Here is a 14,380-nt window from a genome sequence, read left to right on the forward strand (position 1 = left end):
CGCTCCCTCAACCCCGAAAGATCATCGTGTCCAACGGCCACGGTCCTCGCAACTCCCACAGATCGCGGGTGTTGCGAGGACCATTAGAACCCAAGACCGGTCGGGGCCTTCATCGTGGGCGCGAGTACTGCGCGGGCGATCCACCGGCCCAGCACATCACCAGTTGGGCACGTTCATCCGTACGTGGCTGGGCAACGTGTACGCCAACACGTGGGGCCGGGCGGCGAACACTTCGGGGACCGGGTTTTCCTCGCCGATCCGCACGCCTGGATGCTCTCGCTCGCTACCGTTGAGGTCCCGGGCCTGATGATTTTGACGCATCGGACGATCACCGCTGCAGCCTACGCAGTTCACGGCCCCGGCCGCCCCCGGCCTGCGGACGACGTCTGGTTCAGCGCGTCGGGACCGATCCAGTGAAGTGCGGGTCAGCCAGCAGCACCACACGGTCCGCTTCGACGTCAAAACCGAGCACCGGGTGACCGGAGTCCGTCTCCGGCCCGAGCAGTACAGGTTTACCCAAGCACCGTCCGATCGCGCGCAGGAAGCCGCAGAGCACGTTCAGTTGTGTCTGACCCTGGAGCTCCCGAAGATCAACATCGAAGTCGATCGAGTCGGCCGCATAGGGGCGAAAGATTGCCAATACTCCTGGTACTGGCCAGATCCTCAACATCACACTGGCCTCGACGCCCCGAGGCAACATCACCGCGGCCCGTGGAAGCCGCAGGACGGCACCGTCTTCGGAGTATTCACACACCCAACCCCGCGAGCGCACCAAGTCGAGCACCGCCTGCCAGTCATCGACGGAGGTATCAGCGACGCTCACGTCCGACAGCGGGCCCATCAAATCGGGGTCGAAGAAGTTCTTGACGTCATCCCACAGCAGGTCAGGCACCAAGCCATGGTGCCCTCTCACCTGGCGGGCCGCAGCTCGTTTTCCTCGGACCCCGTCGAAGCTCATGGCGATCACACCCCAACGAAGATTCAGGCACATCGCGAATACCGAAGTGCAGAGAAGGGTGTTCGCCTCCTGTGGCCAGGAAGCCTTCTTCGAAGGCCACGTCCACGCACCGCAGACGCTGGGCGGGGTGCCGCGGAGCAAGGTCCGCTACGACAACTTGAAGGCCGCCGTCGCCAGGGTGATGGGGCAGGGCCGGGCGAGGACGGAGGCCGACCGGTGGATCGCCTTCTGTTCGCACTTCGGCATCGAGAGCTTCTGCTGCCGGCCCGGCATCGAGGGTGCGCACGATAAGGGCGGCGTCGAAGGGATGATCGGCTATTTCCGCCGCGACCACTTCGTTCCCGTCCCCGAAGTCTCCTCGCTCGCCGAGCTGAACGAGATGGTCGAGCAGTGGGACCGACAGGACGACGGCCGCCGGATCGGTTCGAGGCCGAAGACGGTCGCGGAGCACTTCGCGCTCGAACTGCCGCTGTTGATGCCGCTGCCGGAAAAGCCGTTCGAGACGGGCCGGATGTTCACTCCGCGGGTCGACAGTTACGGCCAGATCCCGGTCCGCACCAACCGCTACTCGGTGCCGGTCCGGCTGATCGGCAAGCGGGTGCGGGTCGTGCTACACGCTTCCCATCTGGTGGTTTACGACCAGAACGTGGAAGTGGCCCGGCACGAGCGGCTGATCGCGAAGGGCGATGTCCGGCTGGACCTGGACCACTACCTGGAAGTCCTGGTCCGCAAGCCCGGTGCCTTTCCCGGCTCCACCGCCCTCGAACAGGCCCGCTCGGCAGGCAGATTCACCCCGGTCCACGACGCCTGGTGGGGCCAGGCCCGAAAGATCCACGGCGAGCGGGACGACACCCGGGCCCTGATTGAGGTTCTCCTCCTGGTGTCCACGTACTCGTTTGAGTGGCTCTGGCAAGATTTTCGTAGCCGGAGATCATCTCGGTGGTGCGGTGGGCCGGTCCGCATAGCGGGCAGCCTGTGACTGTGCTCTGATGAACTGGCCAGTTTGTTACCGCAGTTGTCTGATGTGCCGGTGGTCTCGGTCGAGGTCTCCGATGCTGTGGTGGCGGTCCGCGCCCGCACCAGATCCGGTGAGTCGGCGGGCTGTACGGGATGCGGACAGCTCAGTGCGTGGTGCCATAGTCGGTATGGACGGAGCCTCGCCGACGTCACGATCGCAGGCCGGCCTCTGCGCATCGACTTGTCCGTACGCCGCCTGTAGTGCGAGAACGCGTCCTGTCCGAAGGTGACCTTCGCCGAACAGGTACCGGGGACGTCGGTGTGGTGCTGGCCGCCCGGGGCGGTTCCCGGATGCTTCGGATCTTGAACATCAGGCTCTCGCGGTGCACCGTCCTGTCCCAGCTGATGCGGGTGCCATTCCCGCCACTGGTCACGCCCCGGGTGCTGGGGGTGGACGATAGCAAGCCGTCTCCGCGATGCGGCGGCTGATGAACGCGGACGCCGCCCGGCGCCCCGACGCGGAGGCGGGCTGGGGCGAGCACGTCGCCGCGTTCGAGGACGCCGGCCGCCGCCTGCGCCGGCTCGTCGCCGACGGCCGACTGATACGCGGAATCCGGGGCGTCATCGCCCATCAGGCGATCTTCGCGTTCAACCGCGCGGGCGTGCCTGCCGACGCGCAGGCCGCCACCGCGTGGCTCGGCCGTCACGTCACCTTCTCCGCCGGAGAAGGAGCTGACGTGTCTACCCGCAAGTCCGTATCCGCGGACCCTAGCCTCCCTCGAATGGAGACACCCGTGACCGACCCCAACCAGCTGCGCGAAGCCCTCGCCCAGCGGCTCGTCGACAGCGGCCACCTGCGCAGCCAGGCGGCCATCGACACCTTCCGCACCACCGACCGGCACGCCTTCCTGCCCGGCGTCGACCTGGAGAGCGCGTACAAGGAGGACGCGGTCCGGATCAAGCACGACGAGCACGGGGAGATGATCTCCTGCATCTCCGCGCCGTCCATCGTCGCCACCCAGCTCGAACAGCTCGGCGCCCAGCCCGGCCACAAGGTCCTGGAGGCCGGCGCCGCAACCGGCTACAACGCCGCCCTCCTCGGCAAGATCGTCTCCCCCGGCGGGCAGGTGTGGACCCTCGACGTCGACCAGGACCTCGTCGCCGGCGCGAGCAAGCACCTTGCCGAAGCCGGCGTCGACAACGCCACCGCGGTGATGGCCGACGGCGCGGCCGGGCTGCCCGAGCACGCCCCCTATGACCGGATCATCTTCACCGTCGGCGCCGGCGACGTCCCCGTGAAGATCCTCGACCAGCTCGCCCCCGGCGGACGCATGGTCCTACCGATGCGCATCCGCGGCAGCATCTCCCGGAGCTTCGCCTTCGAACGCGACGGCGACACGTGGAAGAGCGTCTCCTGCGAGATGGCCACCTTCATCCCGCTGCGCAAGGGCGTCTGCGACGACGTGTACACCCTCGTGCCGATGGCCGGCGAGGGCAACGTGCGCCGGGAGACGTTCAGCGAGCAGGACGTCGACCGCGACACGCTGCGTACCGTCCTCGACCAGCAGCAGACCAAGCTCTACACCGGGGTGAAGTTCCGGCAGGGCTCGGCGTGGGAGTGGCTGTACCTGTACCTGGCCTGCGTGCTGCCCGACGGCCTGTCCCGGCTGCCGGGCCAGCGCCCCGGGTTCACTCCGCACTTCGGGTGGGGGTCCATGGCCGCCCTCGACGGCGGGTCGCTCGCGTACCTGACCATCCGCGAGGGCGAGGACGAGAAGGGCCGGTCCTGGGAGGTCGGCGTGATCGGCCACGGCGAGGGCGGCGCCGACCTCGCCGAGCGCGTCGTGAGCGAGATCCGCGCCTGGGACGCGACCGGCGGCAACGACGCCCCCGAACCGGGCTTCCGGATGGCCGCCGCGGACTCGCGTGACCGGCTGACGGCGGACGACCCGCGCTTCGTCGTCGACAAGCCGTACACCGTCTCGTCGTCGACTGGGCGCGCAAGGGCTGAGCCGATGATCCCCGCGATAGCCAGCCGCATCCCCCTGGTCCGCCGCACCAAGGCGCCCGCGCTCCCCTTGGAGGAGCGCATCAACCATCTCACCGGGCTGACCGTCGCGCCCGCAGGTGCGGGCCACCATGACCTGGTGGCCCGCACCTGCGGGGTCCTCAACTACGCCGCGCTCATCGCCTCCGACGTCGGCCTGCCCGACCTGGCCGAGGATCTGTGCTGGCGGCAGCACCAGGTCTTCGCCAACGCCGAACGCCTCAGCGGACGAGTCGCCGTCATGTCGCTGATGCCGCTCGTCAACCTCTCCCGGTTGCAGACTCGCGCCGGCCACGGCGAACTCGCCTACGGCTTGTTGTACTGCCTCAACGACGCTGCCCGACACCGGAACAAGACTGAGATCGGCGGGCGCACCGTCGACCTGTCTGCTCTGACCGGCACGGACGAGGACCACCGCACGGTGTGCCAGGAGCTGTACGTCACCCTGCTCGTGGACGGCGCCCGCGCCCTCGCCCAGATCGGGCGGTGGACCGAGGCCGCCGACGCCATGGCCCAGCACCGCGGCATCGGCAACCGGCTCCTCGACGGCCGCCAGATCAAGATCATGGCCCTGATGGAGCAGGGCCTGGACCAGCAGGCCCGCGACCTGATCGACACCACCCAGCCCGCCGAGCCTTGGGAGTTCCCTGTCAAGTCAGCGTGTTGAGATCCTCGGCTTGCTGACTTCAGCCGCACGCCCGTCGCCACCCGTAAAAACCTTCGCGCGTGCCGCCGTCCGGATGATGAGGTGGCACGGTGATGAACCACGATGAGGCGGCAACTGTCCGGCCGTTGACACTGGCTTGGGTGAGCCGGCACCTGGAGGCCGGCGAGCGGATCGTCAAGGCCGTGGCGCTGCACGGCGGCATCACCGCCGAGATGCGGCGGCTGACCATCGGGACGCGGGACGGAGGCACCCGTGACCTGGTGCTGCGGACCTACGTCGACCCGTTCTACGTGGAGCACGCCGAGGGCGGGCTGAATGCGGAGGCTGGCGCCCTGACCCTGCTCACGGGGACCGGCGTGCCGGCTCCTTCACTGGTCGCGGTTGATCCGACCGCCACGCAGTGCGAGTTTCCGTCGCTCCTGATGACACATCTGGCGGGCCGGACGGTCCTCGACGATCAGGGAGTGGAGACGCGTGTTCGCCTGCTGGCCCGCCAACTCGTGGCGATCCACGCGTTACGACCCGTCGAGCGGCCCCGAAAATATGTGACGTTGACGACCGCCGACACCGTCGTCGTCCCGAAGGGCGCCGACGCGGCCGTATGGACCGCGGCGATCGACGTGATCCGCAAGCCCGCGCCGCGCTGTGAAGGGCGCTTCCTGCACCGGGACTTCCAGCCCGGCAACGTGCTGTTCGACGTACCGCCTTCAATCCCGGAAGATGCCCGGATCACCGGCGTCGTCGACTGGGCACCCTCCTGGGGTCCGGCGGATCTCGATGTGGCGCACTGCTCCGTCAATCTCGCGCTGCTGCACGGCCCGGCGTGGGGTATGCGGTTCGCCGAGGCGTACGAGGAGGCCGGCGGGGTACTGGCCGCGACCGCGAGCGAGCGGCTGTACTGGCGGGTGCGGGACGCGCTGGCCGCCTCGGAAGAAGTGCGGTCGGTGTCCCAGCCATGGCGGGAGGCTGGGAGGGCGGAGCTGACGACGCGAGCCGTGGAGGAGCGGCTGGATGCCTATGTCACCGCCTTGATGGACGCGCCGGGCTGACACTGGGACCCAGCAGCAGATGCCCGGAATCGAGCGAGACGTATGACCTGATGCCTCGCATGGACCGAGACTGCCTCGGCTTCAGCGAGACAGGACATCCTCGAGACCCGGCCGCTCTGAACCCGGCCAGTGCGAGGCCCTCCCGGGCCGATGCTCCTCACTCCTCAGGCTGCGGTGAGTTTCGGTTGCGGAAGGCAACGACATTCGGTGCAGGCTGTGCGAGTGTCTCGCGGAGCCGCTGATTCTCCAGAGTGAGTTGATTGACCACCCTGACTAGCCCAAGGACGTCGTTGCGGAGCTGGTCGATTTCCTTGTTCTTGTTGGCGATTGTCTTCTTGAGTTTCACGACGGTCTTGCGGAGTCGGACTTCCACGTCTGAGGGTGCCCCGCGTTCCTTGACCCGCTCGTAGAATGCGTTCTTCAAATCAAGGTGCCGCTGAGTGAGTGCGTTCCTGGGAACACCGGCTTCGTGGGCCAGGGCGACGATGGTCAGTGCGCCACTGGAGCTCTGCGGGGTGCCGGCCAGGATGCGATCCATTGCGGCGTGGATGCGCTCGCGTTCATCGAAGGCCGGAGTCATGCAGTGGCCTCCTTGAGGGTGATTCGCGTGCGGTCGTGAGTGTCCGCGAAGTCCCGGAGTTTCGTGGCGTTGGCCCGGAGTCGGTCGCCGACCGGCTGGGGCGTATGGGCGGCTCTCGTGTCCAAGGCATCAGCGCGGACCCGGAGTTGGGCGGCGTGCTGATCGGTGCGGACGATATTGCCGCAGCCCGGAACGCAGTGGTCCAGGCTGGGAGTGTCCTTGGCGCCGTCACGGTGGCAGAGCGCCTGAGCGCGTTTGTAATGGCAGAGCATGAAGGCCTGGGGGTTGTCGAAGATCACGGCGTCCTCGTTGTCCAGCAGGCGGCGGGCGGTGGTGGGGGTGATGGCTGTGCCCGCGAAGCGTGGGCCTTGGGCGGCGGCCTTGATGGCGTGCCGTGCAGCGGGACCGGAGATCCCTCCGCCGCCTTCGAGGTCGTCGTGGAGGTCGGCGACTGCGCGGACGGTCTCCATGTCGATGAGCTCGTGGATGCCGCCCCGGCTGCGGGATGCGTATCCCTCAGAGACAAGGGCTGTGCGTAGGTGACCGTATTGGACGGCGAGCGCAACGAGGCCGCCTGGCCTGCGGGCGATGTGCCAGGCGAGCGATCTGCGGAATCGCTCAGTGCCAACACTTCCATAGGGGTCGGGCGGGATGACGTCGCCTGACAGTCCTTGAGCGGCGGCTTCTGCGTTTGCCCAGACGATGAAGTCCTCGATCCGGCTGCCCAGAGCTTCGGTCATAAGAGATCCGGTTCCGGGGCGGTGGTAACGCAGATCGTGGACACGGACGTCGAACAGAAGGGCTCCATCAGGGACGAAGCGCTCCAGCGCGCGGATCGCGTTGACGACCGGAGCGATCGCGACCCAGGGCACTTCCCTCTCGATGCCGGCGGACTGGTGGTTGCCGTCCTCGTCGAGGGCGGTCTTGTATTCATGCCCGCGGATCAGGTGACGGCCGACGGTGCCATTCTCGTCGGGCTCGGGATCGGGACAGCATCCGATTCTCAGCCCGAGAACCTCACCGGGACGCATTCCGGTCAAGTAGGACAGGATGATGAAGGCTGCGGTCCCGAGGTGCCGCATCAGGCCAGCGGTTTCGGTGAAGTCGAGCTTCTTTCGCCAGGGCTTTCCGCCGATGACTCCCATCACGGGGGCTTCCAGCGGGCACGCGCCTGGCTGTTCGGTGACTACTGTCCTCAAGCCCATTTGCCTGATGAGGTGACCGACCTGGTGGTCGGAGGCGCCGGTGAGTCCGCTGATGTAGATGCGTGCGACGCGCGTCTTGCCCTGATTCTGCACGGAGGGTAGGGGGTCGCGTCGAGCGATGAGTGGAGCGATGAAGGCGTGCAGGGCAGCCAGGCTTTGCGGGGTGGAAGTGGCGGTGCGGGCGATGGCGCTCAGTCGCTGAGTCTCGGCCCAGGCGGCGAAGATGTCGTCGGCGAAGTCGTCGACCATGCGGATCGCCCAGACCAGGAGAGGGCCCATGGTCCCTTCGGCCAGGGGTTCGGTGATGTTCTCACCGCCGGAAGAAGTGGCCGCGGGGAGGTAGTCGTCGGCGCCGAGTTCGTCCCATGGAGGCCGGCCGATGCCGGTCGGACGGGCGCTGAGCTGGTCAAATGCCCATAGCCGTGTCATCGCGCCCAGGATGTGCTTGACCGTGCCGCGGCTGCGGTGCTCTCCGAGAAGGTGTTGCCCGTACTCGTGCAGGACTGCGGAGTCGCAGTCGGCGAGGGTCGTGATGCCGTGCGTATCGAGCCAGGTCGTCAGGTTCATCCACTTGTTCACTGCGGCTGCGGTGCGGTCGGCGCTGAGGCGGCCGCGCAGCTGGTTGCCGCGTTCTCGCAGGAACGTCGGCCGGAGTTGCCCGTTGATCACGGTCCATGCAAGGAGGCGGATGTCGTCCTGGAAGACCGCCGGACAGTTGCGCCAGTGGATCTTCGGGGTCTTGCCGCTGGGGTTCTCGCTGAGCGGGGCAAGCGGCCAGACCGAGGAGCCGTAGCAGGCGTTGAGATGGGCGTGGACAGCGGCGACGCGATCGCCGGAGACGACCGGGGTGGCCGGTGTGGGCATGGGCAAGAGGTAGGGATCGAGCTCGGGCGCGGTGGTCATCAGTAATCGAGTTGTCCGGTCAGTAGAAGGTCAATGAGTGTGCGATCGCCGTCGGTCACCCGCGTCAGGGCCTGCTGCCAAGGGCCGTCGCCGATCTTGCGCTTGAGGTCCTCGAGGCGGGCGTGTGTCTCGCCCCAGTCGGCTCCCCAACTGGGGGGAGGCAGAACAGTCCGCAGGTTCGTCAGGGCCTGGTGGAAGTGAACGAGCCGTGGATGGTGACCGGGGTGGACCCGGGCGTTCTCGCAGCCCAGACACATCAGGAAGGAGGCTCCGCAGCCGCCGTCAGGTGCCGGATCGGGGCCGTGCTCGAAGTCAGAGCAGTCCGCCGTCGCGGTCTCCACGTCTCCGTCGGTCGGCTGGTCGCGGAGATGGGCCACCAGCACCGCTCTGCGGGCACGACCAGCTGCGTCCTCAGCGCCGGCCGCGATGACCTCAATGGCTTCGTTCTGCACGCGCTTGTCGACCAAGGCGTAGTTGCGATCGTGGGTAGTCTGGCTGTGCTGGGCCGGTTCGCGCCGGTCGATAGCCGTCACGGTCCGCCTCCCCCGCCGGAAGGGCGACCCCTCGAATCCTGCGGCCCGTACCCATTCCTGAGCTTCGTTGGTGAAGACGCCGAACCGGAAAGGACCCACCGGCGGGTGCCGGTCCTGATCGGTTGACGCCGGCCCCAGCCAGCCCGTGCGCCAGACCACCAGCAGATTGGTGCCGGGGGCGAGGATCTCGACGGCTCCGCGAGCGAATCGGGTTGCTTCCAGAGCCTGCGTGATCAGACGGCCGCGCGACGAAGCGCCGTCGTCGGTGACGTTTCGGCTCTCGTAGTACTGGCCAGCACCACGACGGTACTTGTCCAGGGGAATCCGGTAGGTCGGACAACCGTCCTCGCCGGTATCCGGGGAAGCCCGGGGCACCTCAGCCTGGCTGATGACGGACAGGTTCCAGCCGTACTCGGCCAACAGAAGCACGGCCAGGGCGGCTGCTTCCAGCCGCGTCAGGAACAGCCGCTGCCAGGTCACCTCGGCAGAGATTCCGCCCATCGCGCGCTGATAACGCGTCTTAAGGTTGCGCTTCCTGCTCGGGCCAACGTTGTGCGGAAGGTCCCCGGTGCGGGCCAGGATGTCCAGGCCCTCGCCGAGCACCCACGCGCGACCGCCTTCGGGAAATGCCCCCGCGCGCCAGGCGTCCAGATGACGGCCGTTCTCCTCGATCCGCAGCAACGCGGCGCGGAACATTCGACGGGCAGCCACCTTGATCTGGTCGAACTCCGCTTCGCTGTACGACTGCGTCTTGCTCTTTCCCCGCGGGATCCTCACGGCCAGTTCGTCGGCGACTGGTCCGGATCGCAATCGGCTGTCGCTGCGAAGCAGCTTGCCGACCGCGGTGAGGGCGTTGTAGCCGCCCGGGGCTGCGGTCTGGTTCGTGCGCCACCGCTTCATCAACGCGGCGGTGAACTCGTCCAAGTCCTGGGGTGGGTGGTCCTGTCGGGAAGGGAACTCGGCGAACCGTACGACGTGTTCCCAGTGCCCCTGCGATGTGGTGTGTGCTCCCCAACGGTGCGGTGTGCAGTGTGAGGCGAACGCTGCGGCCAGCGAGCGCTGCAGGGGCTCAGCGACCGGAAGGGTGGAGAAGTCGTACTCCTTGACGCTGTTGCGCCGGTTGTAGTGGCGCACCACCAGGCCGTTGGTGGTGATCCGGTCCGGGCTGGCGTGATCGGCAGGCGGCAGGGACGCGGCGCGTCCTCGTGGGCTCACGCGGCACCGCAAGTGGTGGACTGCATCCGGGAATCGAGGTCCTGAATGCCTTCTGACTCCCGTGCGATGCGGGTGAAGACCGCGTCCAGCTCGGGCATCGGAGCCTCCACCCGGTCTCCAGCGGTCGCGAGCATCGACCGCAGCTGCAGGTCCGCGACGGGAGCGAGGTAGTGCTGCACCGTCGTATCCCGTGAAGCGTGACCCAACAAATTCTGGACCATGAACCGTGGGTCGCCGTAGAGGAGGCGGAAATCCCGGCGCCTTCCGGCGTCAGCCCGTAGCGCTGATCCATGAGGTAGTTGAGAACCACGAGCATGAACAAGGCGTGGGAATGGCGGGCGGAGTGCGGCGTTGCGTAGGGCGCATAGACCTGGTGCGGGTCCCGCCGGAGGTGCTCGGGCGGGGTCAGCGTCCGCTCGCACCGCTGGTTCGCCGTGCGAAAGACGCCCTCCCACGAGTGCGGATGGAACGGCAGACCCTGCTCGTTCAGCCACAGCCACAACGGCTCCGGGCCGTGAGGACCTTCCTCAAACAGCAGGGCCCGCTCCTGCCAGGTGAGCTTGTTCAGCTCACGCTCGAAGATGACGCCGTTCTGATCACACCAGCGGACCTTCGGCTTCAGCCCGCGCGTGACTTCGGTGACCAGCCACATCTCGGGCAGCCGGTCATAGCGGCCGGCTCGCTGGGCTCACCTCACGACCCAGGCTCGTGAGGATGCCGCATAGGTCTCGATGTCCCCGACAGCGTCCGAAGCGACATAGAACGTCCGTTGCTTCTTCGACCGGGTCACCTCGGCGGCGACCTTGCCCCGGTAGTACCGGCCGCCGCCCAATCGCCGCTTAGGAACCTCGAACGTCAGCAGGGAACCGCCCTCACTCAGGCGTAACCCCGAGGAGTTGAGCGTCCGTACGAACGCAACGTTGCGGTCTTCCAGGCGCCCGACCCAGCCAGGTTCCGGCACCCCCTCGCGAGTGTGGCCTCGCAGCCCGATATCGATCCACCGGCGCCAGGTCCGCGGCGTCAACCAGTGCACGTTGCTCGGCCGGGAGTCGTTGGCTCTCTGCTCGGGAACCCGAAGCACTTCCCCGTTCCGACCCGTCATCTCCTTCATGAGGATCGGGTTCTGCCGCAGATAGCCCTTCCTCTTGGCCCACGAATACAGGCTCTCGAACGCCGCCAGTTCACGATTCCACTTGGAGCCCCCGATCAGCGTCGGGTTCGCGACGGCGTATCGCCTCCAGTCCTCGAAGTCATTCAGGTCCTTTGAGGTCGCCTCAGTCCACGACCTGCCCCGCCTCCACAACGCGGTCAGCAGCAGAGCGATATCCGTCGTGTAATTCCGCTTCGTCTCCGCCGTGTACCGGCGGAACTTGCGTGACTGCCCGTACAGGGCCAGCTGCGGATCCACGCGGCGATCCGGCGACAAGACGATCGGGTCCCCGGCCTGCACGCTCACCGCCTCTTCGCGCTCGGCGAGGTCCTCCCAGCCCTCCAACAGGCTCCTCCGGACCCCGCCCTGTTCCGCATCTCGCGGCACCCAGAACACTCGCCAACTCACGTTTCGGAGACCTCTCTTGACGGCTTCAACACCCTCATTCAATAGGGAACGCCGCAGAGCCATCGCCCTCCTCCTGCACGCCCACTGCCGACCCGCAGACGCCCCCGTCCTTGAACCCGACCTTGACCGCACCCTTGATGCAGCCGTCCAACTCCTTGCCCACCCCGATCCGCCGACCGCCGCCTTCCAGACCCGGACGGGCCTGTCAGCCCTGGAACTGGACCGCACCGGACGCCATGCCGCCCGCGTACTCGACTCCCTCTTCAGCGTCGCCCGACTCGACGCCTACGCCGCACGAGACGCACTGCACCACCCCGTCGCCGCGTCCGCCCTGGACGACCGGGCGACAGACGCGCTCAACGCGGTGATCGCCACGGCCGGACTGGGATCCGGCGTCCTGTCCGCCCACCACCAGGAGGCTCTGACGGGCGCGGTCGGCCACGCCGAGACAGAACTGGAAAGGCTGCTGCAGGCCGAACCAGATCCCAGCTAAGAGGGGACGACCCGGGATGCCCCGCCGTACTGCCCACGCTGTTTGGCGGTGTCGGCGTTTCGGCCATTTCCTGCCCGCAGCCGCTCCAAGCCAGACCAGGGATCCCGCGCCCGCGGGGTTCCCTGACGCAGGAAATAGCGGGCTCCCCAGCACGACCGAATGACGTGTGTTCGATATCGCAGCCGTGTCGTTAGACCTCACGACTCTGCCGCAGCGACCGTCCTAGGGGGAACGATGACCTCGGCCATTACACAGGACCAGCCGCCACAACCGCCCAAGGGGACCGCGCCGGACAACGAACCGCAGGAGGCCGGTGTTCGAGAAGAGGAATACCTCTACCGCGACGATTCACGGCTCCAGGCCGGCTCCCTGCTGACCTCCCGCACCATGGCGCGGCGCCTTCCCTCACTCGTGCGGCGCTCGGTGCAAATGGCCTGGCGCGCGGACCGCGGCGCGACCATCGGCCTGCTGGTGTGCCAGATCGGGACCGGCGTCCTCGCGGCCCTCGGCCTCCTGGCCATCACCGGCACGATCACCGCGCTGATCTCCTCGGGCGACATCACCGAGCGGCTGTGGGACGCCGCCCCGCAGCTGGCCGTGATCGCCGCCGCCGCCGGCCTGCGCGCCCTGCTGGGCATCACCGTCGTCTGGCTGACCGGCCGTCTGCGCCCGGTGCTCGGCCGGGCAGCGGAGCTGACGATGATCGAGGCCGCGCTCGGCGCGGAATTGGCCGCCAACAACAAGCCCGGCTACAACGACGCCTACGACATCGCCGACCGCGGCGCCCAAGTCACCCCCGACCTCGTCGAAGAAGCGCAGGACGTCCTCGCGGCCACCGCCACGCTCGCGGCCGGCGCCACCGTCCTGACCGTCCTGCACCCCCTGCTCCTTCCCCTGCTCTTCCTCGCCTGCCTGCCGCAGGCCGCCGCCTACGTCCGCGCCGCCCGCGTGCTCTACCTCGCCGGGCTGGAGACCTCCGGGCGGCGCCGGATGCTGGGCAAGCTGCGCTGGCACATGGCCTATCAGGAGTCCAGTGAGGAGATGCGCGCCTGCCTGGCCGGCCCCTTCCTGATCGGCCGGTACCGGCGGCTGGCCGCCTCGGTCAACGCGGCCGAACGAAAAGCCGCGAACACCGGTGCCTGGATGGGACTGGCCGGAGCCGTGGCCGGCGGGATCGCCTCGACCGCGGTGTGGGCGGCACTGCTGTGGCTCCTGGCCTCCGGGCGGATGAGCCTGGCGGCCGGCGGCGGCGCCGTCTTCGCTCTCCAGACCGCCACCGGCTCGGTGCGCGGCATCATCAACGGCGGGGCCCGCCTGGTGCGCACCGGCTGGTACGTGCAGGACTGGCAGAACTTCCTCGACAACGCCCACGGCCAGGCCATGACCGACTCCCGCGGCACCGCGCCCGTGGCTGTGACTCCGGAGCGTTTCGAGGTCCGCGACGTCACCTACCGCTACGACGGCGCCCCGAAGGACAGCCTGAGCAACGTCTCCCTGCACGTGCGGCGCGGGGAGATCGTGGCGCTGGTCGGGGAGAACGGCTCCGGCAAGACAACCCTCTCGCGCCTGCTGTGCGGGCTGCTGCTGCCCACCGAGGGCGACGTGGCCTGGGACCACGCCTCCACCGCGGACCTGGACCCGTGGGGGGCGTGGGAGCACGTCGCGCTGGTGCCGCAGAAGTTCACATACCTGCCGCTGACGATGCGTGACAACATCACGTTCGGGCAGGGCGACACCAGTGACGCGGCTCTTCTCGCCGCATGCGAGGCGTCCGGCGCCGCGGAGATGCTGCCGGGCCTCCGCTCCGGCCTGAATACCCTCCTGACCAGTGAGTGGTTCGGCGGACAGCAGCTCTCCGGCGGGCAGTGGCAGCGCCTGGTCCTCACTCGCGCGTTCCACCGGCAGGCGGCGCTGCTGGTGATGGATGAACCCACGGCCGCCCTCGACGCCCGCGCAGAGCACCGGATCTTCGCCGGCCTGCGCGAACTGGCCAAGGACCGCGCCATCCTGCTGATCACGCACCGGCTCACCAACGTGGCTGTCGCCGACCGGATCGTGGTCCTGGATGAAGGGCGGATCGTCCAGGAGGGCACCTACGCCCAACTCACCCAGGAGCCCGGTCTGTTCCGGACCCTGTGGGAGCTGCAGCGCCGGATGAGCGGCGTTGCCTCCTGATCACCGCTCGCCGGTCCGCGCTGCGCACTCGCCCGTCCAC

At 68.0% G+C, this 14,380-nt stretch carries 11 protein-coding genes; 5 read left to right on the plus strand and 6 right to left on the minus strand.

The window, feature by feature from the left end; genetic code table 11:
- Positions 1-391: 391 nt before the first annotated feature.
- Positions 392-892, minus strand: coding sequence for a hypothetical protein (locus ACFVT5_RS40415; RefSeq protein WP_389898954.1), 501 nt, complete (start codon positions 890-892; stop codon positions 392-394).
- A 124-nt stretch (positions 893-1,016) separates the two neighbouring features.
- Here ACFVT5_RS40415 and ACFVT5_RS40420 point away from each other — a divergent pair, with 124 nt between their 5' ends.
- The 3 genes from ACFVT5_RS40420 (at position 1,017) to ACFVT5_RS40430 (ending at position 5,678) form a co-directional block, all read left to right on the plus strand.
- On the plus strand, positions 1,017-1,937 hold the full coding sequence (locus tag ACFVT5_RS40420) for a hypothetical protein (protein ID WP_389898956.1): 921 nt from the start codon (positions 1,017-1,019) through the stop codon (positions 1,935-1,937).
- Between the two features lie 466 nt (positions 1,938-2,403).
- Positions 2,404-4,629, plus strand: a complete 2,226-nt coding sequence (fxlM, locus tag ACFVT5_RS40425; protein ID WP_389898959.1) for a methyltransferase, FxLD system — start codon at positions 2,404-2,406, stop codon at positions 4,627-4,629.
- Positions 4,630-4,721: 92 nt separating this feature from the next.
- The gene (locus ACFVT5_RS40430; RefSeq protein ID WP_389898961.1) at positions 4,722-5,678 is read left to right on the plus strand and encodes a phosphotransferase family protein; all 957 of its coding nucleotides are present in this window, start codon (positions 4,722-4,724) and stop codon (positions 5,676-5,678) included.
- A gap of 157 nt (positions 5,679-5,835) precedes the next feature.
- Here ACFVT5_RS40430 and ACFVT5_RS40435 read toward each other — a convergent pair whose 3' ends face one another.
- The 5 genes from ACFVT5_RS40435 to ACFVT5_RS40455 all read right to left on the minus strand — a co-directional run bounded on the left by ACFVT5_RS40435 (position 5,836) and on the right by ACFVT5_RS40455 (position 11,609).
- Positions 5,836-6,258, minus strand: coding sequence for a hypothetical protein (locus ACFVT5_RS40435; RefSeq protein WP_389898963.1), 423 nt, complete (start codon positions 6,256-6,258; stop codon positions 5,836-5,838).
- On the minus strand, positions 6,255-8,366 hold the full coding sequence (locus ACFVT5_RS40440; protein WP_389898965.1) for an integrase: 2,112 nt from the start codon (positions 8,364-8,366) through the stop codon (positions 6,255-6,257). Before ACFVT5_RS40440 ends, ACFVT5_RS40435 begins: the two co-directional genes overlap by 4 nt.
- On the minus strand, positions 8,366-10,114 hold the full coding sequence (locus tag ACFVT5_RS40445) for a hypothetical protein (protein ID WP_389898967.1): 1,749 nt from the start codon (positions 10,112-10,114) through the stop codon (positions 8,366-8,368). The genes ACFVT5_RS40440 and ACFVT5_RS40445 overlap by 1 nt, the downstream gene beginning before the upstream one ends.
- Positions 10,111-10,293 (minus strand): hypothetical protein, encoded by a 183-nt coding sequence (locus ACFVT5_RS40450; RefSeq protein WP_389898969.1) that lies wholly within the window; start codon positions 10,291-10,293, stop codon positions 10,111-10,113. Before ACFVT5_RS40450 ends, ACFVT5_RS40445 begins: the two co-directional genes overlap by 4 nt.
- A gap of 509 nt (positions 10,294-10,802) precedes the next feature.
- On the minus strand, positions 10,803-11,609 hold the full coding sequence (locus ACFVT5_RS40455; protein ID WP_389898971.1) for a site-specific integrase: 807 nt from the start codon (positions 11,607-11,609) through the stop codon (positions 10,803-10,805).
- A gap of 79 nt (positions 11,610-11,688) precedes the next feature.
- Between ACFVT5_RS40455 and ACFVT5_RS40460 the strand changes: the two genes are divergently transcribed.
- Both ACFVT5_RS40460 and ACFVT5_RS40465 read left to right on the plus strand, forming a co-directional pair.
- Entirely contained in the window at positions 11,689-12,165 is a 477-nt protein-coding gene (locus ACFVT5_RS40460; protein ID WP_389898973.1) for a hypothetical protein, read from the plus strand.
- A gap of 234 nt (positions 12,166-12,399) precedes the next feature.
- The gene (locus tag ACFVT5_RS40465; protein ID WP_389898975.1) at positions 12,400-14,340 is read left to right on the plus strand and encodes an ATP-binding cassette domain-containing protein; all 1,941 of its coding nucleotides are present in this window, start codon (positions 12,400-12,402) and stop codon (positions 14,338-14,340) included.
- Positions 14,341-14,380 lie beyond the last annotated feature (40 nt).

Origin of the sequence: Streptomyces sp. NPDC058001, assembly GCF_042886315.1 — a bacterium.
GTDB lineage: Bacteria > Actinomycetota > Actinomycetes > Streptomycetales > Streptomycetaceae > Streptomyces.